The organism is Neptuniibacter sp. SY11_33, assembly GCF_047778025.1.
GTDB lineage: Bacteria > Pseudomonadota > Gammaproteobacteria > Pseudomonadales > Balneatricaceae > Neptuniibacter.
The window spans coordinates 201076-222054 of record NZ_CP180543.1 but is presented as its reverse complement, the minus strand read 5'-3'; the positions used below and the strand labels follow the sequence as shown (position 1 = coordinate 222054).

The 20979-nt window shown below is 46.1% G+C and carries 20 protein-coding genes and 1 pseudogene; 7 read left to right on the top strand and 14 right to left on the bottom strand.

The features are described from left to right. Positions 1 to 125: 125 nt before the first annotated feature. Positions 126 to 593 (top strand): Spy/CpxP family protein refolding chaperone, encoded by a 468-nt coding sequence (locus tag ACMXYV_RS00975; RefSeq protein WP_415889913.1) that lies wholly within the window; start codon positions 126 to 128, stop codon positions 591 to 593. A 34-nt stretch (positions 594 to 627) separates the two neighbouring features. Here ACMXYV_RS00975 and ACMXYV_RS00970 read toward each other — a convergent pair whose 3' ends face one another. Together ACMXYV_RS00970 and ACMXYV_RS00965 are read right to left on the bottom strand one after the other, a co-directional pair. Next, on the bottom strand, positions 628 to 1035 hold the full coding sequence (locus ACMXYV_RS00970; protein ID WP_415889912.1) for a response regulator: 408 nt from the start codon (positions 1033 to 1035) through the stop codon (positions 628 to 630). A 73-nt stretch (positions 1036 to 1108) separates the two neighbouring features. Further along, positions 1109 to 1570, bottom strand: coding sequence for an Lrp/AsnC family transcriptional regulator (locus ACMXYV_RS00965; protein ID WP_415883132.1), 462 nt, complete (start codon positions 1568 to 1570; stop codon positions 1109 to 1111). Between the two features lie 383 nt (positions 1571 to 1953). On the opposite strand from ACMXYV_RS00965, the gene putP reads away from it, so the two are divergent. After that, on the top strand, positions 1954 to 3420 hold the full coding sequence (gene putP / locus ACMXYV_RS00960) for a sodium/proline symporter PutP (RefSeq protein WP_415889911.1): 1467 nt from the start codon (positions 1954 to 1956) through the stop codon (positions 3418 to 3420). A gap of 224 nt (positions 3421 to 3644) precedes the next feature. Next, positions 3645 to 6617, top strand: a pseudogene (gene putA / locus ACMXYV_RS00955) (bifunctional proline dehydrogenase/L-glutamate gamma-semialdehyde dehydrogenase PutA); the annotation flags it as partial. 350 nt (positions 6618 to 6967) lie between these two features. Here putA and ACMXYV_RS00950 read toward each other — a convergent pair. The 11 genes from ACMXYV_RS00950 to ACMXYV_RS00900 form a co-directional block, all read right to left on the bottom strand. Continuing rightward, positions 6968 to 7054 (bottom strand): hypothetical protein, encoded by an 87-nt coding sequence (locus ACMXYV_RS00950; RefSeq protein ID WP_415891471.1) that lies wholly within the window; start codon positions 7052 to 7054, stop codon positions 6968 to 6970. 336 nt (positions 7055 to 7390) lie between these two features. After that, on the bottom strand, positions 7391 to 9898 hold the full coding sequence (locus tag ACMXYV_RS00945; RefSeq protein ID WP_415889910.1) for an EAL domain-containing protein: 2508 nt from the start codon (positions 9896 to 9898) through the stop codon (positions 7391 to 7393). A gap of 241 nt (positions 9899 to 10139) precedes the next feature. Continuing rightward, on the bottom strand, positions 10140 to 10871 hold the full coding sequence (gene trmB / locus ACMXYV_RS00940) for a tRNA (guanosine(46)-N7)-methyltransferase TrmB (protein ID WP_415889909.1): 732 nt from the start codon (positions 10869 to 10871) through the stop codon (positions 10140 to 10142). A gap of 93 nt (positions 10872 to 10964) precedes the next feature. Further along, on the bottom strand, positions 10965 to 11759 hold the full coding sequence (locus ACMXYV_RS00935; protein ID WP_415883127.1) for a thiazole synthase: 795 nt from the start codon (positions 11757 to 11759) through the stop codon (positions 10965 to 10967). Between the two features lie 59 nt (positions 11760 to 11818). Further along, on the bottom strand, positions 11819 to 12019 hold the full coding sequence (gene thiS / locus ACMXYV_RS00930; protein WP_415883126.1) for a sulfur carrier protein ThiS: 201 nt from the start codon (positions 12017 to 12019) through the stop codon (positions 11819 to 11821). Between the two features lie 4 nt (positions 12020 to 12023). Further along, positions 12024 to 12404: a DUF423 domain-containing protein gene (locus ACMXYV_RS00925; RefSeq protein WP_415889908.1), complete on the bottom strand. Its 381-nt coding sequence runs from the start codon at positions 12402 to 12404 to the stop codon at positions 12024 to 12026. Positions 12405 to 12516: 112 nt separating this feature from the next. After that, entirely contained in the window at positions 12517 to 13371 is an 855-nt protein-coding gene (rpoH, locus tag ACMXYV_RS00920; protein WP_415889907.1) for an RNA polymerase sigma factor RpoH, read from the bottom strand. 150 nt (positions 13372 to 13521) lie between these two features. Next, positions 13522 to 14553, bottom strand: coding sequence for a permease-like cell division protein FtsX (gene ftsX, locus ACMXYV_RS00915; RefSeq protein ID WP_415889906.1), 1032 nt, complete (start codon positions 14551 to 14553; stop codon positions 13522 to 13524). Beyond that, the gene (gene ftsE / locus ACMXYV_RS00910; RefSeq protein ID WP_415889905.1) at positions 14546 to 15205 is read right to left on the bottom strand and encodes a cell division ATP-binding protein FtsE; all 660 of its coding nucleotides are present in this window, start codon (positions 15203 to 15205) and stop codon (positions 14546 to 14548) included. The genes ftsX and ftsE overlap by 8 nt, the downstream gene beginning before the upstream one ends. A gap of 19 nt (positions 15206 to 15224) precedes the next feature. After that, a complete protein-coding gene (gene ftsY, locus ACMXYV_RS00905) occupies positions 15225 to 16592 on the bottom strand; it encodes a signal recognition particle-docking protein FtsY (RefSeq protein WP_415889904.1) in 1368 nt (455 codons plus the stop codon). Positions 16593 to 16653: 61 nt separating this feature from the next. Continuing rightward, positions 16654 to 16788 (bottom strand): hypothetical protein, encoded by a 135-nt coding sequence (locus ACMXYV_RS00900; RefSeq protein ID WP_415883120.1) that lies wholly within the window; start codon positions 16786 to 16788, stop codon positions 16654 to 16656. Between the two features lie 114 nt (positions 16789 to 16902). Between ACMXYV_RS00900 and ACMXYV_RS00895 the strand changes: the two genes are divergently transcribed. Together ACMXYV_RS00895 and rsmD are read left to right on the top strand one after the other, a co-directional pair. Next, a complete protein-coding gene (locus tag ACMXYV_RS00895) occupies positions 16903 to 18096 on the top strand; it encodes a hypothetical protein (protein WP_415889903.1) in 1194 nt (397 codons plus the stop codon). Between the two features lie 10 nt (positions 18097 to 18106). After that, positions 18107 to 18721, top strand: coding sequence for a 16S rRNA (guanine(966)-N(2))-methyltransferase RsmD (gene rsmD / locus ACMXYV_RS00890; RefSeq protein ID WP_415889902.1), 615 nt, complete (start codon positions 18107 to 18109; stop codon positions 18719 to 18721). Positions 18722 to 18729: 8 nt separating this feature from the next. Here rsmD and ACMXYV_RS00885 read toward each other — a convergent pair whose 3' ends face one another. Further along, a complete protein-coding gene (locus ACMXYV_RS00885) occupies positions 18730 to 19983 on the bottom strand; it encodes a M48 family metallopeptidase (RefSeq protein WP_415889901.1) in 1254 nt (417 codons plus the stop codon). Between the two features lie 199 nt (positions 19984 to 20182). Here ACMXYV_RS00885 and coaD point away from each other — a divergent pair, with 199 nt between their 5' ends. Together coaD and ACMXYV_RS00875 are read left to right on the top strand one after the other, a co-directional pair. Then, positions 20183 to 20662 carry a pantetheine-phosphate adenylyltransferase gene (gene coaD / locus ACMXYV_RS00880; RefSeq protein WP_415889900.1) on the top strand — a complete coding sequence of 160 codons (480 nt, stop codon included), beginning with the start codon at positions 20183 to 20185 and terminating at the stop codon, positions 20660 to 20662. A 30-nt stretch (positions 20663 to 20692) separates the two neighbouring features. Further along, positions 20693 to 20941, top strand: coding sequence for a YfhL family 4Fe-4S dicluster ferredoxin (locus ACMXYV_RS00875; RefSeq protein WP_415883115.1), 249 nt, complete (start codon positions 20693 to 20695; stop codon positions 20939 to 20941). Positions 20942 to 20979: the final 38 nt, after the last annotated feature.

The window sequence follows — 20979 nt, the reverse complement described above, 5'->3', positions numbered from 1 at the left end:
CTTTTAACGCAAAAATAGATCGTCCTGTTGTTAGATTTACCCAACTTTACACTGCCGAAACCCATCTTTGCGCTTACAAAAGCCAAACTTTATTCCATCAACTAAACAGCCTAGGAGCAAAGAACATGAACCGTAAACTCATGACTGGAATCGCAGCTGCCGTGTTAACTGTTTCTAGTTTAGGCGTTGCACATGCTTACACTAAAGATCACGGCGCTAAGATGGAGAAACGCCTGCAGTATCTTTCTGAAGAACTGGGATTAACCACCAGCCAACAGACTGCACTAAAAGAAACTATGCAGCAGAAAAAAGTAGGCATGAAGGATCAACACCAAGCGAAACGAGATATTCGCCAACAACTGATGCAACTAGATCCAGCATCAAAAGACTATCAGTTGCAGCTCAACAGCTTAGTGTTAAAAGCCCAGGAACAAACTAAAGCGATGATTATGGCCAAAGCTAAACATCAGGAAGAGCTATATGAGATTCTGACCCCCGAACAGGAAGCCAAATTCGCACAGTTAAAAAGTGAAGCACCGAAAAAATGGATGAAACATAAATCAGAACATCGTAAAGGAAAGCAGTGCCACTAAGAGAAGAACATAATTTAAGTTGAAATTGACAGTGTTACTCCTCAGCCTTCACTGAAGTAACTCTGTCAATCTTTTCACGCAGAGAGCCTGCGCTGAAAGGCTTAATAATATAGTCAGAAACACCTTGGGAGATCGCTTGTTTCACCATGGATGTTTCATCCTCGGCCGTTACCATAATGAAAGGTAACTCGTCGGCATCAAACGATTCTCGCACTTTGTTGAGGACTTCAAGTCCTCCCATCCCTGGCATCTCCCAATCACACAAAATCACGTCGTAGGCGTGGGTTTGAGTCAGTTGGCAAGCCTCTTCACCACTGGCGGCTTGGGTAATATCTCGATAACCAAGCTCCCGCAATATCGCCACCAATAACGCACGCATACTGCCAATATCATCGACCAGAAGAATCTTCGCTTGTTCGTTAACGGGGACTTGCTCAACCATAGTGAATATCCATTTCAATTCAATACATTACTACTAAATCTAGCAGAGTTTTTTGAATAGAAAAGGAACACAATCAAATCAGCTTAGAAGCCACATCCTTCACATCTTCCATCACAACAAAGGTGCTGGTTTGCTTCACAAATGGCAGGTTGGAAATCTTCTCACCGAGAACTTCTCTATAGCTTTCGATATCAGACGTACGCACTTTTAACAGGTAATCGAAATTAGCTGCAATCATATGGCACTGTTCAATTTCAGGGATGGCGCGTACCGCTTCATTAAATGCTTGTAGCGCTTTGGTTTTGGTATCTAGCATCGTAACTTGAACAAAGGCAATATGTTTAGAACCAAGCTTCTTCTGATCGATCAGGGTGGTATAACCCATGATGTAACCAAGCTCTTCCAAGCGTTTCATTCTCACTTGGCACGGTGTTTTCGAAAGGCCAACCCGCGAAGCTAATTCCGTAACCGTAATACGCGCATTCTTTTGCAGTTCGCGCAAAATCGCCATATCGAGTTTATCTAAATTTTCCATGACGGCGCTCCAGAAGCATAAAGTCAAAACGTCCAAAGTTGTGGCGAAAATATAGTGAATTCGACTGCTCATAACAAGTTGACTACTCTTTCTTATAGATGAAAAAGAGCTATGCAGCGCGTTTATCTAGGCAAAAAACCATCAAATTAGAACAATCATCCGAATAAACGAACAAATAAAGACCAATTGCCTAGAAAACAGCCAACTTTGGAGCATTTAACCAATGGAATACCGGTAAGCTTTTCGGTCGTTATACCCAAGCTTAACTACTGTCTTTTTTGCAACCAATTAGGGTAGAAAAGTCTGCAGCATAGCTAGCGCAGGAAGGTGTAACAGAGGATGGAACGATAATAAGCATAAACTATGACAAAGAGGTTTCTTAGATGGTAACCCTGACATTTATCCTATATCTGATGCTGATGCTGGCAATTGGTATTGTTGCCTATCGTCGCACTCAGGATCTGTCTGATTACGTTCTTGGTGGACGTAATCTAGGGCCGATCCCAAGTGCGTTGAGTGCTGGCGCATCAGATATGAGTGGCTGGCTATTGATGGGCCTTCCTGGTTACGCAATGGCGGCCGGTTATGGCTCTTTCTGGCTGGCAGGCGGCCTACTAGTAGGCACTTGGCTAAACTGGCTTTTAGTGGCTCAGCGCCTACGTGTTTACTCACAACGTGCTGATGACGCACTAACACTACCTGCGTTTTTCGAAAAACGTTTTGAAGATCACAGCCATAGCTTGCGTGTTATTTCTGCCATATTCGTATTGGTTTTCTTCCTGTTCTATACCAGTTCTGGCCTAGTAGCCGGTGGTAAGCTATTTGAAACTGTATTCGGTTTTGATTACACCATCGCCGTTCTTATCGGTGCTGCAGCCGTTATCTCTTACACCCTATTTGGTGGTTTCCTAGCGGTATCTTGGACAGACGTAGTTCAGGGCCTACTGATGGTTGGCGCTTTGATCTTAGTACCATTGATCGCGATGGGTGAAATTGGTGGTTTGAGCGGCACGCTGGCAGCAGTCGAAGCGAAAAACCCTGAGCTATTGAATATGTTTACCGATGCTGATGGTAAGAGCATCACGCTAATCGGTACGCTATCTCTATTGGGCTGGGGTCTTGGTTACTTCGGTCAGCCGCATATCCTTGCGCGCTTCAAAGGTATCAAATCTAAAGACGCGGTACCTGCTGCACGTCGTATTGCAGTTATCTGGAGTGCAATCTCTATGGCGGGCGCCTGCCTAATTGGTTTGGCCGCTATAGGTTACCTACCTGACGGTTTAGGCGATAATGAAACTGTATTTATGGTGATGGTAGATGCGCTATTCCACACTGTAATTGCAGGTATTCTACTAGCCGCTATTCTAGCCGCAGTAATGAGTACAGCCGATTCTCAGCTACTCGTTTCTTCTTCTGCTCTAGCTGAAGATTTCTACAAAGCGCTATTTAACAAAGATGCGACCCAAGAACAGTTAGTTCGCGTTGGTCGTATTGCGGTAATCGTTATCGCGCTGATCGCAACGTTCCTAGCGATGGATAAAGACTCTAAGGTTCTAGAGCTTGTATCTTATGCATGGGCGGGTTTCGGTGCGGCATTTGGACCAGCGCTAATTATGTCTCTGTACTGGAAGCAGATGACCAAAGGCGGTGCGCTTGCAGGTATCATCACTGGTGGTGTAACTGTGGTTGTGTGGAAGCAGCTATCTGGCGGTTGGTTTGATCTATACGAGATCATCCCAGGTATTATCTTTGCTTTCATCGCCATTATCGCGGTATCCAAAGTGACTCCAGCGCCATCAAAAGCTATTCAGCAACGCTTTGACGATGTAGAAGCAGAAATCAAAAGCTAACGAATAGAAAACAGATTTTTAAAAGCCCTAACTGCTTTGCAGTTGGGGCTTTTTTATACCCACCTACCAAAGAAACAAAAACCTAATAAACCAACAAATCCAAAGCAAACCGTCCACATAAAACACTAAATAAAGACAAATAAACTTCAATAACCACTTTTATAGACAAATCGACTATTTGAGCACTTGTAAAATAGCCCGATAGATTTAAGAGGTGGAAGATTATGAGCATCACAATCGAACAATGCCGTACAGCTATTCGTAATAACTATCTGGCAGACGAAGCAGCCGTTATCAACGGTTTGATTAATAACTCAGGTTTAAGCGAAACCGAGCGCAGCGCTATTTCAGCTAACGCGGCAGATCTGGTACGCAAAGTTCGATCTGAAAGCTCCCCTTCAATGATGGAAAAATTCCTTGCCGAATACGGCCTGACCACCAAAGAGGGTGTCGCGCTAATGTGTTTGGCAGAAGCACTACTTCGTGTGCCAGACAGCCTGACTATCGATGCTTTAATTGAAGATAAAGTGGTATCCGGTAACTGGAAAGGCCACTTAGGCCAATCGGCATCTTCATTAGTAAACAGCTCAACTTGGGCGCTACTCATCACGGGTAAGCTACTTAAAGAAGATGAAAAGAAGAGCATCGGCTCCACTGTTAAAGGCATGATTAAACGCCTGGGTGAGCCTGTTGTACGTACCGCCGTTGCCCAAGCGATGAAAGAGCTAGGCCGCCAATTTGTACTTGGTCGCGATATCAACGAAGCCACTAAGCGCGCAACAAAACTTGAGAAGCAAGGCTATAGCTACTCCTACGATATGCTCGGTGAAGCTGCCCGAACCGATGCCGATGCAATCCGTTACCACCAAGCTTACTCACAAGCGATCAGTGAACTGACATCTGCTTGTGAAAGCAAAGATATCCGTCTTAACCCAGGCATATCTGTAAAACTATCTGCTCTGCATGCCCGTTATGAAGTTGGCCAAAAAGCCCGTGTTATGCAGGAATTGGTAGAGCGAACCTTGACCCTAGCTTTGCAGGCGAAAGATGCCAATATGGGCTTCAATATTGATGCCGAAGAAGCCGATCGTCTCGACCTTTCTCTTGATGTAATCGAAGCGGTTCTGGCAGATGAGCGCCTAGCAGACTGGGATGGCTTCGGTATTGTGGTACAAGCTTTTGGCCCGCGTGCCGCGCATGTTCTAGACTGGCTGTATGCAACCGCTGAACGTCTTGATCGTCGTATCATGGTGCGCTTAGTTAAAGGTGCTTACTGGGATGCAGAGATCAAACGCGCGCAAGTGCTAGGCCTAGATGGCTTCCCTGTATTTACCCGTAAAGTTAATTCTGACCTGTCTTACATGTGCTGTGCAGAAAAACTGATGCAGATGACAGATCGCATCTATCCACAGTTCGCTACGCATAACGCCCATTCAGCGGCTGCGATTCTGTTTATGGCAAAAAAACACGATGTGGATAACTTTGAGTTTCAGCGCCTACACGGTATGGGCGAATCACTGCACGATACAGTGTTGAAATCGAACAATACTCGCTGCCGTATCTATGCGCCTGTAGGTGCACACCGCGATCTGCTGGCTTATCTTGTTCGTCGCCTGCTAGAGAACGGCGCAAACAGCTCCTTTGTAAACCAGATTGTCGATAAACGCATTACGCCTGAAGAGATCGCAACCGATCCATTTACCCAAGTGTTAGAAAGTCATAACGCAATCAGCAACAACATGATTGCCAAACCAGCCATGATTTTTGGTGAAAAGCGCTTGAATGCCAAAGGCTGGGATATCACAGACCGTGTGACCTTAGAACAGCTAGAACCAGCTCGCGAGGTTTTCCAGATTACGCAATGGCACGCGAAACCAATGATTGCAGGCGATGCGAGCAGCTCTGAAACGGCTGAAATTCGTAATCCTGCCAACCCAGAAGATCTTGTAGGCCTGGTAACTGAAGCAAATGCCGAAGATATTGAAAATGCAATTATATCTGCTGAACTAGGCTTCCAGCGTTGGTCAAAAACTGACGCTAGCGAACGCGCCGCTTGCCTTCGCCGTGTAGCTGATCTATTTGAAGCCAATGCGCCTGAGCTATTTGCGTTGGCGAGCCGTGAAGCAGGTAAAACACTACTTGATGCTGTAGGCGAGATTCGAGAAGCGGTCGATTTTGCCCGTTACTACGCTAATGAAGCCGATAAACACGCAAGCAGTGAAGCACGCGGTGTAATCACCTGCATCTCCCCGTGGAACTTCCCGCTAGCTATTTTTTCCGGTCAGGTTTTAGCAGGTATCGCATCAGGTAATAGCGTCATAGCTAAGCCTGCTGACCAAACACCTCTAATAGCTGCCCGCGCTGTTGCCTTGATGCATGAAGCCGGTATCCCAGAAGATGTTATCCAACTATTACCGGGCTCGGGTATCAATGTCGGCGCGCCGCTGACCTCTGACCCACGTATCGCTGCAGTGTGTTTTACAGGCTCAACATTAACTGCACAGCGCATCAACAAAGTCATGGCGGAAAACATGGCACCGGATGCACCCCTAGTGGCAGAAACCGGTGGTATGAACGCGATGATCGTTGATTCCACAGCTCTACCGGAACAGGTGGTACGCGATGTATTGATGTCCTCGTTCCAGAGTGCAGGTCAGCGCTGTTCTGCTCTTCGAGTGCTTTATGTCCAAGAAGATATTGCTGATAACCTACTAGAGATGCTGTTTGGCGCCATGGATGAATTGCGCCTTGGTAACCCTTGGCTTCTAAGCACCGATGTTGGCCCTGTTATCGATAGCAACGCTAAAGCTAAGATTGATGAGCATTGTGCAAAATTTGCCGCTAAAGGCCAGATGCTGAAAAAGCTAAATACACCAGCCGGCGGTACATTTGTCGCGCCAGCAGTACTGAAAGTTAATGGCATTGAAGAAATTGATGAAGAGATCTTCGGCCCTGTTCTACATGTCGCAACGTTTGCAGCAAAAGATCTGGATCAAGTTGTCGAGTCGATCAACAACAAAGGCTACGGTTTAACCTTTGGCCTACACACCCGCGTGGATAACCGTGTAGAGCGCATTATCAATCAAGTTAAGGTAGGCAACATCTACGTTAACCGTAACCAGATTGGTGCCATTGTCGGCTCACAACCATTCGGCGGTGAAGGCCTATCCGGTACTGGCCCTAAAGCGGGTGGTCCACACTACGTAAAACGCTTCACTCGCTCAAAGATTAGCAATAGTACAGAAGCACCAACAGGCCAGACAATTAACTCTGAAACACTGCACAAGATGATCCAACAACTGGATCAAACAGCTTCTAGTGAAGCGAAGGTTTCTGAGGAACAACTTGCTAACGTCTTTGCTGAACAGGCATTTAAACTGCAAGGCCATAGCTCTGAAACTATAGAGATGCCAGGGCCAACAGGCGAGTTAAACCTTCTGTCCGAAACTGGGCGCGGTATTGTCCTTTGTCTAGGTCCCGATGCAGAAAGCGCTAAGAATCAGGCTGCAACGGCGCTCATGCAGGGCAATGCGGTAGTTATTATTGCTCAAGGTATCGCTGATCTACTGAAACAGTGCACTGAAGCTGAACTGCCTGTGCAAGGTATGGTGGGCCAGTTATCCGCTGAAGCCATCAAAGACTCCGATGGCTTTGCTGCAATCTGCTGCAATGCCAGCACTGAAGCCCTAAAAACGATTCGTCAGGCGCTCGCCGCTCGCGAGGGCGCGTTGCTGCCACTGATTACAGAACTAGATCAACCAGAACGTTTCGTCATGGAACGCCATCTGTGCATTGATACTACAGCTGCTGGCGGTAATGCCAGCCTAATCGCTACAGCCGGCTAAGACCGGCTTTAGCAAGTACCTTTCCACTTACTTCGATTTTTGATTCATGGGCAAAATTCGAAGACCTTTACCCCGGGGCTACCGCCATTCAGCCCCGGGGCCTTTTCATTCTAAAGAATAAATTCCTAAGCTTGGCTTCGATACCAATCGACAAATGTATCAGCGGGCATCGGCCTTGAGATGAGGTAACCCTGGATCTGGTTACAATTAAGCTCTCGCAGCAAACCAAACTGGGTCTCCGTTTCGATCCCTTCTGCAACCACTTCAAGTCCTATGGCCTGACTCATATCGATAATAGATGCCACTATGCTTAAATCGACTTCTGAGTCCTCAATATTAACCAAGAAACTACGGTCTATTTTCAGCACATCCAGAGACATATTACGGATATAGCTGAGACTGGAATAACCCGTACCAAAGTCATCAATAGCAATCCGTACGCCTGCAGTTCTCAATATATTGATAGCTACGCGAGTCTCTTCTAGGCAATGCAAGAAACTGGTTTCCGTCAGCTCTACCGACAATAATCTAGAGGGCAACTGGAACTCTTCCAGAACCTCTAAAATCTCTTCGGCTATATCTCGACGCTGCATCTGCTTAGCGGATACATTGATTGCGACAGGAACCTCATACCCCAGCTTCCACCAGCTAGAACACTGCCGAACCGCCTCTCGCAAAACGAAATAGCCGATCTGGTCGATAACACCTAAATCCTCAGCAAGCGGAATAAATTCATCAGGGGGAATAAAGCCTTGTTCAGGATGGTTCCAACGAATTAACGCTTCTACACCAACGAGTTGGCGATCTGATGCTGTTACTTTGGGCTGGTAATACAGTTCAAATTGTTCTGCTTCGATAGCTCGGTGCAGATCATTTGCCATACGATAGCGTGATTTCACCAACTGGTGCTGTTCAGATGAGAAGAATCGATAGCTATTGCGACCAAAATCTTTCGCCTGTTTAACGGCTACTTCGGCACACTGGAACAGATCTTCAGGTTCTGTTGCATCCGTAGGGAAGAAACTCACCCCAACACTGACGGTCAGATTGATCTCCGCACCGGATACCAGTATCGGTTGATTGATCGTAGATAGAAGGCGATTTAAAAATTCACTCACCGCAGTATTATCATCAACATCAGTGAGGATCATATTAAAAGAGTCACCCCCAAAGCGGGCAACTGTATCACCCTCCTCTAGAATTGACTCGACTCTACGGCCAACTTCACGCAAGACCTGATCACCTGCCTCAAGGCCAAAACGATCATTTACACGCTGAAAAAAATCTAAATCTAAAAAGGCTAAAGCGACTTGATGATTGTGCTCTTGGGCATAACCAAGCGATAAGTTCAGACGATCATTAAACAACTTACGATTAGGAAGGCGGGTTAGCTCATCAAAATAAGCCAAGCGTTTAATACGGGCTTCTGATTTCTTAATTTCTGTCAGATCGGAAAAAATAGACGCATATTGGCAAATTTCTCCTGCATCATTTTCCACCGCAGTTATAGTAAGCCACTCTGGATAAACTGTACCGTTTTTACGTTTATTCCAGATTTCACCTTGCCACTGTCCGTCACTCTGTAACGAAGCCCACATATCTTGATAGAAGGTTTTATCATGACGGCCCGAGCTTAAAATATTGGTATTTTTACCCAGAACCTCCCACTCTTCATATCCTGTAATTTCCGTGAAAGCTGGGTTTACCCGCTGGATTTTAGCTTCCAAATCGGTCACTACGATCGCTTCCATAGAAGCATTCATGACCTTATCCGCCAACTTAAGGTTATGCTGGGATAAGGCTAACGCTTGATCACGCTCATTCAATAACTCTTTTAAGCGATAGACATAATCCATCTCTACATTACGTAGAATATCGCTATAAGAGATCAAACCAATAACTTCACCATCATGGCGCTTAACACCGAGGTGATGATAACTATGCTGACGAAATACTTTGCGAGCATTGTAGAGACTGAGGTCAGCTTCAACTGATACCAAATTGGCGGAAGCAAAATCTTTAAGCGGTAAGTCCAAGTCACCCTCGGCCATACTCACCATCAGATCATTTTCGGTGAGGATTCCAACAATATCCTTACCATTGCAGATTAAAGCAGCGCTATGACCCGTTGTTTCCAAACGCTCTACTGCTAAACGAACCGTTTCATGCTCAGGGATGATCAACGCATCTTTGCTGATAATTTCAGAAACAGATCTTAGAAATAGATCATGCTCCACACCCTGACTGTTAACTACATCAGTCTCTGAAAGCATGCCGAAGATATTGTGGCTTTCATCTACAACAACTAAATGCCGAAAACCTTCTGCAATAAAACGTAAACCAGCTTCATCAATGGTAGCTGTTGTAGAAACCGTGCTCACAGGGGAAGACATGCAGGTAGAAACAGCAATCTGCTCTAAATCCTGCCCTGACACCGTGATCCGCATAATATCCCTGCGAGTAACAATGCCAACCGGCCGGTTTCCTTCGCAAATAACAACACAGCCTATGCAATGTTTAGCCATTAAACCTACGGCCGTAGATACCTTAGTATCTTCAGAACACACTACTAACTGTTGCTGCGCAACTTGACGCACCAAAAGGTGTTTCTGGGGATATGGCATGCTGGTCATTACGAACTTACTAACTCGGTTTTATTTCAGATGAGCAATATTACTGAATAAAATTCGAACAATAAAACCACATGAATAATAAGGTTCTATGATATTGACCCGAGTCAAACAAACCGAAAAAACTCGAAACAGAAGCCCAATTTGGCCCCAGTAAAAACGAACATTTAAGACGGATAAAACAGGGAGAATTAAACAGGGAGGAAAGAGCATCCTCCCCGGAAAGCGAAGAAAATCAGCCTAACTAGCTAAGCTTTTCAAACATAAGATCCCAAACACCATGACCTAAACGCTCGCCACGTTTTTGGAATTTAGTCACTGGACGCCACTTCGGCTGCGGCGAATATTCACCTTCACCGGCTACGTTTTGATAGCCCTCTGCAGCGCTCATAACTTCCATCATGTGCTCTGCATAGTTTTCCCAATCGGTAGCCATATGGAATACACCACCAACTTTCAATTTCTTACGTAACGTCTGAGCAAATTCAGGCTGAACGATACGTCGCTTGTGGTGGCGCTTTTTGTGCCATGGATCAGGGAAGAACAGTTGAATGCAATCAAGGCTGCCATCAGGAATACACTGCGCCAACACTTCAATCGCATCATCACAAAATACGCGAATATTGCTTAAGCCTTCACGCTCTGCATTGCTTAAAATACGGCCTACACCTGGGCGGTGTACTTCGATACCAATGTAGTTTTTCTCTGGCTGATCTTTTGCCATCTCAACCAATGAATCACCCATACCAAAACCGATCTCAAGTACAACCGGGGCATCGCGATTAAACACCTCAGTTAGATCTAACATCCCCTGTTTCAGCTCAAGCCCCATTTGCGGCCATACATCTTCCATCGCTTTCTGCTGACCTTCGGTCATACGTCCAGCACGTAAGACAAAGCTTTTTACAGTACGCATGTGCTTCTCTTCAGAAGCCTGCTCAGGGTTTTGCTGCTCGATGTTATTTTCTTCTGTCATCATCAGACCTAACTAAGTAAAACAAAACAGCCTGACATTGAGACGTCAGGCTGTATCGGAAAGTGTAGCCAAACCACCGTTAATTAGCGGCGATTATTTACCAACAATGGTTCCTTCCATTGGCGAAGAAGCACTCGCGTATTTCTTACGTGGCATACGGCCCGCCAAGAACGCTTCACGTCCAGCCTCAACCGCTTTACGCATAGCTGAAGCCATTAAAATAGGGTTTTGAGCACCGGCAATAGCCGAGTTCATCAATACCGCTTCACAACCCATTTCCATTGCTACCGCGGCTTCTGACGCAGTACCAACACCGGCATCAACCAATACCGGTACTTTGCAGTCTTCCATAATAACATTGATGTTATGTGGATTAAGAATGCCCAAACCAGAACCGATCATAGAACCGAGTGGCATGATAGATACACAGCCTAGGTCTTCTAGCTCTTTCGCTACGATTGGGTCATCACTGGTGTAAACCATTACTTTGAAACCATCACGTACCAACACATCTGCAGCTTTGATTGTTTCAACAACATTTGGATATAGAGTTTTCTGGTCGCCCAATACTTCCAGCTTAACCAGATCATGACCATCCATCAGTTCACGTGCTAGCTTACAAGTACGGATCGCATCATCAGCGTTAAAGCAGCCCGCTGTATTCGGAAGGATGGTGTATTTCTCTGGAGAGATCACATCCAACAGATTGGGCTCATCTGGGTTCTGACCAATATTGGTACGACGTACAGCCACGGTAACGATTTCAGCACCACTTGCTTCAATCGCCAAACGGGTCTCTTCCAGATCTTTATATTTACCTGTTCCGATTAGCAGACGAGAGTTAAAAGATTGGCCTGCGATTACTAGCGGATCATTTTCTAGGGACATGGTGTAATTCCAAATGCTCGTTATTATTTACTCTGGCTGTACTGCATCAAATGCTAAAATTAACCGCCACCAATGGCATGAACAATTTCAACACGATCTGATTCTTTTAAAACCGTCTCAGCATGCTGGCTGCGCGGAATAATTTCAAGATTAAGCTCAATCGCGATACGCTTTTCGCCTAACTCTAACTGCTCAACCAAACTTGTCAGGGTGATACCATCCTGCAACTGCAGCATCTCACCATTTACCTGAACCTGCATTGATCTATCTCCTACCTGAAGTCAGCGCTGCATACCCCAGCAACGCCCACCCGCAAAGGAACGCAACTCCACCTAGTGGTGTAACCATACCTAATGACCGCATCCCAGTTAACGCCATTAAGTACAAGCTGCCTGAAAACAACAGAATTCCAATTACAAATCCAACCGCGGCACGCTTAATCACTTTCAGGTCTAAACGCTCTGGTGCGAATGCCAAAAATAGCAACGCCAGCGCGTGATAAAAGTGATATTCAACACCGGTCTGATACACAACATAGAGGGAAGGCTCGATCGAGCCTTTAACTGCATGTGCACCAAATGCGCCGATAGCCACAGCTAAAAAGCCGAAAATGGACGCAATAAAAAGCAGTGGATGTGTATTCATGATGAACTCTGTTAAAACGAGTTCGGATTATACCGAATTTGCTACGGCCTTGCCGAATACTGCAGGTATAAAAAAACCGCTTAAAAGCGGCTTTTTTACTCCAGAAAACGAATTACGCTTCCATGGAGACTCGAATCTTCTTCATCGCATTCTTTTCTAGCTGACGAATACGCTCAGCGGATACTTCGTACTCTGCTGCTAGCTCGTGCAAAGTAGCCTTATCATCCGTTAGCCAACGGCGCGCCAAGATATCTTTACTACGCTCGTCCAACTCAGACATAGCCGACATTAAACGACGCTGTGCATCCTGTTCCCAGTTAGCATCTTCCACCTGTAGCGATGGATCTGCGCTTTTATCTTCTAGGTAGTGAGCAGGCGCCCAAGCAGCTTGCTCATCATCAGCACCTTCCGGCGCATCGAAGGCAGTATCAACAGAGGCCATACGACCTTCCATCTGACGTACTGTTTTAGCTTCCACACCTAGATCTTCTGCGATTAGATCAACCTCAGCGTTGGTCATCCAACCAAGGCCTTTCTTTTTCGAACGCAGATTGAAGAACAACTTGCGCTGCGCTTTGGTCGTTGCAACTTTCACAATACGCCAGTTACGCAGAATAAACTCATGCATCTCAGCTTTTACCCAGTGCACGGCGAAAGAAACCAGACGTACACCCATAGTTGGGTCAAAGCGTTTAACAGCCTTCATCAGGCCAACGTTACCTTCCTGAATTAGATCCCCTAGAGGCAGACCGTAACCAGAATACGTTTTAGCAACATGTACAACAAAACGAAGATGAGACATAACCATCTGACGCGCGGCTTCTACGTCGCCATCAAAGTGTAGGCGCTCAGCCAGAGAACGTTCCTCTTCAACGCTCAGCACAGGAATCGCCGTAACAGTCTGTACGTACGCATCCAGGTTCTGACCAGGAGAAAGGTTTTCAACAACTTGTAAGCTTGTGCCCATTAATGACCTCGTATCATTCTGCTTTAAACACCGCAGATATGACTTGTTTATAGTACAAAAGTTCCAACAAAATCACGCTTCCGAAAAAGCGGGACCGAAAAATATAACGAGGAATAAGATAAAACGCAAATATGACGTCTAAATGACAGATTATTGCGGCTCAATGTCGCGAAGATGACGACTTACCGCGAGTTTAGCACCGACTAAACCGAGCAAGATTCCAGACAATAACAGAATTAGGCTATCTGAAAAACCTAAGCCCTGCAGCTCAAAATCACTCTGGTAGAGCGCCGCTAGCTGCCCAACAGGTTCATTCAGAAGTAGTAGGCTGATCATCACAAACAACCAAGCTAAGGCAGCGCCTAAAAGACCAAACCAGAAACCGGTATAGATAAAGGGACGCTTCACCCAAGAATCGGTCGCACCGACTAATTTTGCGACTTGGATTTCATCTTTGCGATTTTCTATCGACAGACGGATCGTGTTACCCACCACCAGCAAGACAGACAACGCCAACAAAGCACCTAGAACCAGAACAACACGGTTAGCGAGTTCAACAAACGAGGCTAAACGCTCAACCCAAACCATATCCAACACTACATCATCGACTTCAGGCATTTCCGATAACGTCTGTTGCAGCTTTATTAGCGCTTGTTTCTGATTGTCTATGGGCTGTACCACGACCACCGCAGGCAGTGGATTGCTATCTAGAAAGCTTAAAATGTCAGCAAACTCCGACATCCGCTGAAATTCCAGCAGGCCTTGCTCTTTAGTTACCAATTCGACAGCAGCCAGATCCGATCGCAACAGCATGTTTTGGCTAAAGCGTTCGGCAGCTTCATCGGCAACCGAAGTTTTCAGATAGATAGAGATACGCGGGTCACCCTGCCATTGGCCGCTCAGGTGATTAATATTCTTCAAACCAACAAACATAACACCCGGCAACGCTAGGGCAATCGCCAATACCGCTAACGTCATTAAGCTCGGTAAAGGCGTCGATTTTAAGCGCTTTAGTGAATCTTGTGCCGTCTTTTTATTATGACGCAACCAGCTTTTTGCCTGAGCAACAAAGTCGATTTTATGCCGAGCAGCACCTTTGGATTGAGCAGGTGCCGGAGCAGCAGCGTCTACGGGCCGCTCTTGTCGAACTGCACCGCGTCTTTTCGGTTCTCGATTAGCCATCGCGTAGCAACCTCCCCTGATCCAAAATCAAGGTGCGATGACCCATACGCGAGATCAAAGCTAAATCGTGACTGGCAATAAGAACGGTCGTGCCATGGCGATTAAACTCCATAAACAGACTCATGATCTCGGCAGATAGCGTAGGGTCGAGGTTACCGGTAGGCTCATCGGCAAGTAGCAATTGCGGTTTGTGCACGATTGCACGAGCGATACCTATACGCTGCTGCTCGCCAGTAGATAAGGTAATTGGATTAAACTTCTCTTTGTGCAGCAAACCCACCTTATCCAAGGCAGCTCTTACACGTCGCCCCGTATCTTCCTCATCGTAACCGGAGATATGTAACGGCAACGCGACATTTTCAAATACAGTGCGATCAAAGAGAAGCTGATGGTTCTGGAAAACCACACCGATACGGCGGCGGTGGTAGGGAATATCTTCACGGCTAAACTGCGCTAAATCCTGTTGGGCTATGGAAACGCAACCTCTCGTAGGGCGTTCCATCAACATGATCAGTTTGAGTAACGTACTTTTACCTGCGCCTGAATGACCTGTTAGAAACGCCATCTCGCCACGTTGCAGCGTAAAGTTTACGTCTCTAAGCGCATCGTGCCCTTCAGGGTAACGTTTGCTTACATTCTCAAACTGAATCATGCGGAATCCCTTTCACGACTTAATCAAATAGCGCGTCTACAAATTCCTGAGATTTGAATGGACGAAGATCATCAATCTGCTCGCCAACACCAATAAAGCGGATCGGCAGGTCCATCTGTTTAGCGATAGCGAAGATCACGCCACCTTTGGCAGTACCATCCAGCTTAGTTAGGGAGATACCCGTCACACCAACACTGTCTTTAAAGATCTTCGCTTGGCTCAAAGCATTCTGACCAGTACCAGCATCAAGGACCAACATCACTTCATGTGGCGCTTCTGGAGAAAGCTTCTGTGTTACACGAACAACTTTTTCCAGCTCTTGCATTAGGTTGTCTTTATTCTGCAGACGACCTGCGGTATCAGCAATCAATACGTCAACGCCTTTAGCCTGAGCAGATTGCACCGCATCGTAAATAACAGATGCAGAGTCTGCACCTGTGTGCTGTGCCACAACAGGAACATCGTTGCGCTCACCCCATACCTGCAACTGCTCAACAGCCGCCGCACGGAACGTATCACCTGCAGCTAGCATCACTGACTTACCTTCGCTCTGGAAGCGTTTCGCCAACTTACCAATCGTAGTTGTTTTACCTACGCCGTTTACCCCTACCATCAGGATAACGTAAGGCTTGTTATTACATTCTACTTTTAGCGGCTCTTCAGAACGATGTAGCAGGCTCGCGAGTTCCTCTTTAAGTGCCACTTGTAATGCTTGCGCATCGCCTAGCTGTTTACGTTCTACCTTATCCGTTAGACGCTGGATAATGTCAGATGTCGCTTCAACACCAACATCAGCCATCAATAGAAGGGTTTCGATCTCTTCTAACAGATCATCATCGATCTCTTTCGCACCAAGGAAAAGGTTACCCAACTGCTCCGTTAGGTTTGCCTTGGTCTTGCTCAAACCAGACTTAATACGTGAGAAGAAACCTTTCTTCTCTTGTTTCTCTTCAACTGGTTTCTCTGCAGGTGCTGGAACTGGTACTTCCACTTCCGGCTCTACCTGAGGTTCGTCAGCTACTTCAGCTACGGGCTCGGCTACTGGCGTTTCTGGCTCCGTTTCCACAACAGTTTGCGGTGCTTCTTCCGCTTGCTGTAATTCTTGTGCTGGCTCAACGGCTTCTGCAGATTCAACCACAGCTTCAACGACTACCTCAGCAACTACCGGCTCAACCTGAGTCTCTTCCTGAACTTCTTCTTTAACAGCTACAGGCTCTGATTCTTGAGGGACCGCAGCAGGCTCAGTTGCTTCAACAGCAACAGACTGCTCAGGCGCAGTCGTTTCGGCCTCAACTTCAACCTTCTCAACATCCTGTTCCTGAGTCTGCAGATTCTTTTCTTCTTCTGCAGGCTTACCACCGAACATGGATTTCAATTTTTTAAACATTTAACTTCCTCATACAGCCGCCAAATGATTCGGCCACTGGTTGATATAATTCTGCACTTATTTATTCAGCTGAGTCGTCGCTACTCAAATAGCGGTAGATTCCCGCCAGTACTAATGCGGTGATCACAACACCTGCGTAAGCAATGTAATCAGTATTCCAGCCTTCGGTAACAAACCATTTTTGTAAACTCAGCATGATTTTCCGTTCTCATACGGCATATTATTTGGGTGATAATGGCCAATAAAATCCAGCAGTCCACCCACAAAGTCTGGTATCTTATCACAGTGATTTGGTACAGAGACTACCCTTATGACAAATGAATACCGTCCCCTGTTTAATCGTAAATATTTGATCGGCCTCGTATGGTTCAGTTTGATCGCCATTATGATCCTTTCATCTATGGGACCAGGGGCAGTCAAATATCATGACATCGAGTCAAATGAGGCACGAACGCTTAGCTGGATGGAGTTAGATGACCAGCCTATTACGCTGGTTTTACTGTTGCCTACACGCCCTGCTTTTAACTCGACTCAGCGCCAATTACAGCAGCTTCAAAGTCAGATTTTACAGCAGCGCTTAAATGCACTGGCGAACCCGACTTATAGCTATCATGTGTTACCTCGACAAGACCGCATCGAAGTTACGCTTCGCTGGTCATCAACGCAAGAATTACCTAATTTGAAATCGATCTGGACTGCGTTAAGTCAACCGGTCGAAAGTGCCCGCTGGCAGGATCAACTTAAAACCATCCAAGCACGCCAATATCTCGATGGCCAAAACAGCGAACAGCAGATCATTAATCACTTTTATGAGCGCTTACAGCCAAGCAATCGCATGACAGTTTTGGGCAACCTCAGTCGCAGCTTTAACGTCATGTTCGAAAATCCACGCTTTGCATTGAGCGGTGAAGGGGCTGAAGATCTCGTTTCAACAATTGAAGATAGTCTTCCACAACAGCAAAACGATCAAAACGCACCACTGATTACAGCCAGCCCTCAGTTTATCCAGCAAGGCGAGAGTGCAGATCAACGCTTCCGCTTACTGGTTGGCACGCTCATTCCCGCTCGCGACTCGAAAGATTTCGTCCAAGAAAGGTTAAGTGCACAAGTACTTCAAGACCTGCTCAGCCAACAACAAACACAGTACAATCTTAATTTCCGAATGCTTTGGGCCGCTCTGAGTGATACCGGTTACCGTGCGCTGATTATTGATGGTGTGCAAAATCCAGGTCCAGTATTGCCCCAGCTTAGCCAGATGATTACCGAAGATCTGGTAGAAAAAGGCCAACAGAACCTAGCGTCTCAATGGCATGAAAATATGCGCGATATCGCCAACCAAGTGCAGGCGCTTAATCTGATTGCGTTCTACCGTTTACCGGAAGACACTTTAGAAACCTATGCTGAGCAAGTTTTAGATCAAGATACCGATCAAGTGATCGAACTCGCGCGCAAAGCCTTACAGGCAGATAAACAAATCAGTATCCTTCAATCCCCCTCGCTTTAAAGGAAAGACCATGGGCCGTCGCAACCCTCCTCGCAAACAGGTGAATAAGACAGATACCCCCCGTTCGCAACTACGTATTATCGGTGGCGAATGGCGTGGCCGAAAGATAGAGTTTTTTGCCGTCGATGGTTTACGCCCTACACCGGACAGAGTAAGAGAAACCTTATTTAACTGGATTCAATCCTCGGTGCCGGGTGCGCAATGCTTAGACTTATTCAGCGGTAGTGGTGCACTTGGTCTGGAAGCTTTATCTCGTGGCGCTGGCAGTATGACCTTTATCGATCTAAACCCGACCACGTCCAGAAAGTTGAAAGACAACATCCAGTTTTTAAAATGTCAGAATGCCGAAGTTATTCAAGCCAATGTGCTTGAGTGGCTACAAAGCCGAAAAACTGATTGCGAGCAGCGCTATGATCTGGTGTTCCTAGATCCGCCTTTCCGCCAGGATCTTATCGCGCCGTGCTGCGAATTACTGGAAGCGCACAATCTGTTATCAGAAAATGCTCTTATTTACGTTGAAAGCGAGTCAGAACTACATCACCCACAGGTACCTAGTCACTGGCATGAGCATAGACAAAAAACGGCAGGCCAAGTGACCTACCGTTTGTATATGCGTAATAGCTAGCCAGTGAGTTAATAAGCTGGCTGTACGTCGTCTAGATAGAAGCTAGCTTTATATTTTTTCAAATCATTTACGTGTATATCTTTTGGGAATTCAAAGCGGGCAGCAAATACCTGGCCCGGTTTGATATAGCCTTTAACGTGATCAACATAACGCTCAATCTTACCATTACGTTTTAGGTACATCCCCATCACCATATCTTTCAAAACCGGCCCTTGCACTGCATAACGCCAGCGAGTTTCTAGGACATGGTTACCGGCTTTACGGGATGACTCTAGCTTCAAACCGTTCTGTACCGCTTTTACAAAACGCGCTTGATCCTGCTGACGACGTTCTTCTACTTTTGCTTCCTGGTGCTGAACATAAGCCCCCAGTGCTGTAGAGAGCAAAGCGGCAACGCCACCACCATCACCTGCGGCTACTTCATTGCCATTTTTGCGCCACAATACATTGTTATCCAACAACTGAGCTGAGCGAGGATTAATCTGGCCTTTGCGGTAATAAGGCAATACAGCCTTACCGACTTTATAAGCCTCTTTATAGCGTTCGGCATTTACAGGGTGATCATGATGGAACAAAGCTCGGGCATTACCTTCCGCTGCATATTTTCTCTGCCAAATACGGCTAGCAGCGAGAGGATCATACCCGGCGAATGCTGTGTACAAGATGCCGATACGATCAGCCTCTCTCTCACTTTCATGAGTAAAAGCAGCTTTGTAACCACTACGACGCGCGGAATTCGAACCCGCTAATGCACTGATCTGAGCATGTGTTTGTCGCTCATACACATGGTTTGCCACTGTATGTGCGATCTCATGGGCAACAACCGCAGCTACCTCCGCATCACTTTTTAGGTCCGTCATCAACTTAGAGTGCACAACGATGTAAGTGCCCCCTGTGGTAAATGCGTTAAAAGAATCGCGCTTGATCAAGATAGGTTCCCAGCGCTCATTTTTGAGATGAGAGATCTGATGGATACGGTCAAAAATTCGCACTAAACGCAGGTATTGGCTACGACTCACTGCCGCATTTACGGGTCTTTTGTGTTTCTTCTCATTGGCAATGATTTTTTCAACATAGGCGTTACCCTGCTGAATCTGAGCAGAGCGATTCGCCATACTCAAGCTACGCTGGCCTGTAACTCTATCTTTTTCACTGACAGATTCAGCGACTTGATAAAGCCCTCTATCTACCTTTTGTAGGGTCTGACAGCCCGCTAGCCCAAGAACAAACGCGAATACAGCAAAAATACGCAACCAAGACATCTTTGTAATACCCTTAAAACCTATATAGTTATTGGTAATAAAAAACAAATTTCTTATAACCGATATAAATCAAACCATTCCATTATAGTATTTGTACCGCCCGTGCAATTCAGATAATATGCCGCACTTGCTAAACTGCTATTTTATTAGGCCTGCACAATATAGGCACTAATTAGACATCAACTGCTGTGAACCTGATATGAATACAGCCGTATACCCAGGAACATTCGATCCAATCACCAATGGTCATTCGGATCTAATTGAGCGTGCATCTAAACTTTTCGATAAAGTTGTTGTTGCTATCGCCGAAAGCCCTAAGAAGCGACCACTACTAGAATTAGAAACTCGAGTAGCTTTGGTAGCCGAGGTAACTGCGCACCTCGACAATGTTGAAATTGTCGGCTTTGATTGTCTACTAGCAGAGTTACTAGAGCAACAGAACGCAAATATTATTCTACGTGGATTGCGTGCAGTTTCGGATTTTGAGTACGAGTTTCAACTTGCAGCGATGAACCGACATCTAGCACCGAACGTAGAAAGTATATTTTTAACACCAGCGGAACATTTATCTTTCGTTTCCTCCACGCTGATCAGAGAGATCTCCAGCTTGGGTGGTGATGTCAGCAAATTTGTTCATCCGTCGGTGACCAAGGCCCTGATTGAGCACCAGCGCCTGTAAATTTACTTTTATGACAGTGAGGTAGTCATCATGGCATTGATCATTACTGACGAATGTATCAACTGTGACGTATGTGAGCCGGAATGTCCGAACGAGGCCATCACTCCGGGTGACGAAATCTATGAAATCGAACCATCCAAATGTACTGAGTGTGTAGGCCACTACGATACTCCTCAGTGTGTTGAAGTTTGCCCAGTTGACTGTATTCCGAAAGATCCAGATCACGAAGAAACTGAAGCGCAGCTAATGGAGAAATACCAGAAGCTAACGGGCTCATAAGCCCCAGTTTCAAGACAGTTACAAAAAAGCAGGCCTTA

Excerpts from the sequence above, each read along its gene's own strand:
- ACMXYV_RS00975 (WP_415889913.1), top strand. The coding sequence starts at position 126 with ATGAACCGTAAACTCATGACTGGAATCGCAGCTGCCGTGTTAACTGTT.
- ACMXYV_RS00970 (WP_415889912.1), bottom strand. The coding sequence starts at position 1,035 with ATGGTTGAGCAAGTCCCCGTTAACGAACAAGCGAAGATTCTTCTGGTC.
- ACMXYV_RS00965 (WP_415883132.1), bottom strand. The coding sequence starts at position 1,570 with ATGGAAAATTTAGATAAACTCGATATGGCGATTTTGCGCGAACTGCAA.
- putP (WP_415889911.1), top strand. The coding sequence starts at position 1,954 with ATGGTAACCCTGACATTTATCCTATATCTGATGCTGATGCTGGCAATT.
- ACMXYV_RS00950 (WP_415891471.1), bottom strand. The coding sequence starts at position 7,054 with ATGGCTTCAGCGGATAACTGGCCCACCATACCTTGCACAGGCAGTTCA.
- ACMXYV_RS00945 (WP_415889910.1), bottom strand. The coding sequence starts at position 9,898 with ATGACCAGCATGCCATATCCCCAGAAACACCTTTTGGTGCGTCAAGTT.
- trmB (WP_415889909.1), bottom strand. The coding sequence starts at position 10,871 with ATGACAGAAGAAAATAACATCGAGCAGCAAAACCCTGAGCAGGCTTCT.
- ACMXYV_RS00935 (WP_415883127.1), bottom strand. The coding sequence starts at position 11,759 with ATGTCCCTAGAAAATGATCCGCTAGTAATCGCAGGCCAATCTTTTAAC.
- thiS (WP_415883126.1), bottom strand. The coding sequence starts at position 12,019 with ATGCAGGTTCAGGTAAATGGTGAGATGCTGCAGTTGCAGGATGGTATC.
- ACMXYV_RS00925 (WP_415889908.1), bottom strand. The coding sequence starts at position 12,404 with ATGAATACACATCCACTGCTTTTTATTGCGTCCATTTTCGGCTTTTTA.
- rpoH (WP_415889907.1), bottom strand. The coding sequence starts at position 13,371 with ATGGGCACAAGCTTACAAGTTGTTGAAAACCTTTCTCCTGGTCAGAAC.
- ftsX (WP_415889906.1), bottom strand. The coding sequence starts at position 14,553 with ATGGCTAATCGAGAACCGAAAAGACGCGGTGCAGTTCGACAAGAGCGG.
- ftsE (WP_415889905.1), bottom strand. The coding sequence starts at position 15,205 with ATGATTCAGTTTGAGAATGTAAGCAAACGTTACCCTGAAGGGCACGAT.
- ftsY (WP_415889904.1), bottom strand. The coding sequence starts at position 16,592 with ATGTTTAAAAAATTGAAATCCATGTTCGGTGGTAAGCCTGCAGAAGAA.
- ACMXYV_RS00900 (WP_415883120.1), bottom strand. The coding sequence starts at position 16,788 with ATGCTGAGTTTACAAAAATGGTTTGTTACCGAAGGCTGGAATACTGAT.
- ACMXYV_RS00895 (WP_415889903.1), top strand. The coding sequence starts at position 16,903 with ATGACAAATGAATACCGTCCCCTGTTTAATCGTAAATATTTGATCGGC.
- rsmD (WP_415889902.1), top strand. The coding sequence starts at position 18,107 with ATGGGCCGTCGCAACCCTCCTCGCAAACAGGTGAATAAGACAGATACC.
- ACMXYV_RS00885 (WP_415889901.1), bottom strand. The coding sequence starts at position 19,983 with ATGTCTTGGTTGCGTATTTTTGCTGTATTCGCGTTTGTTCTTGGGCTA.
- coaD (WP_415889900.1), top strand. The coding sequence starts at position 20,183 with ATGAATACAGCCGTATACCCAGGAACATTCGATCCAATCACCAATGGT.
- ACMXYV_RS00875 (WP_415883115.1), top strand. The coding sequence starts at position 20,693 with ATGGCATTGATCATTACTGACGAATGTATCAACTGTGACGTATGTGAG.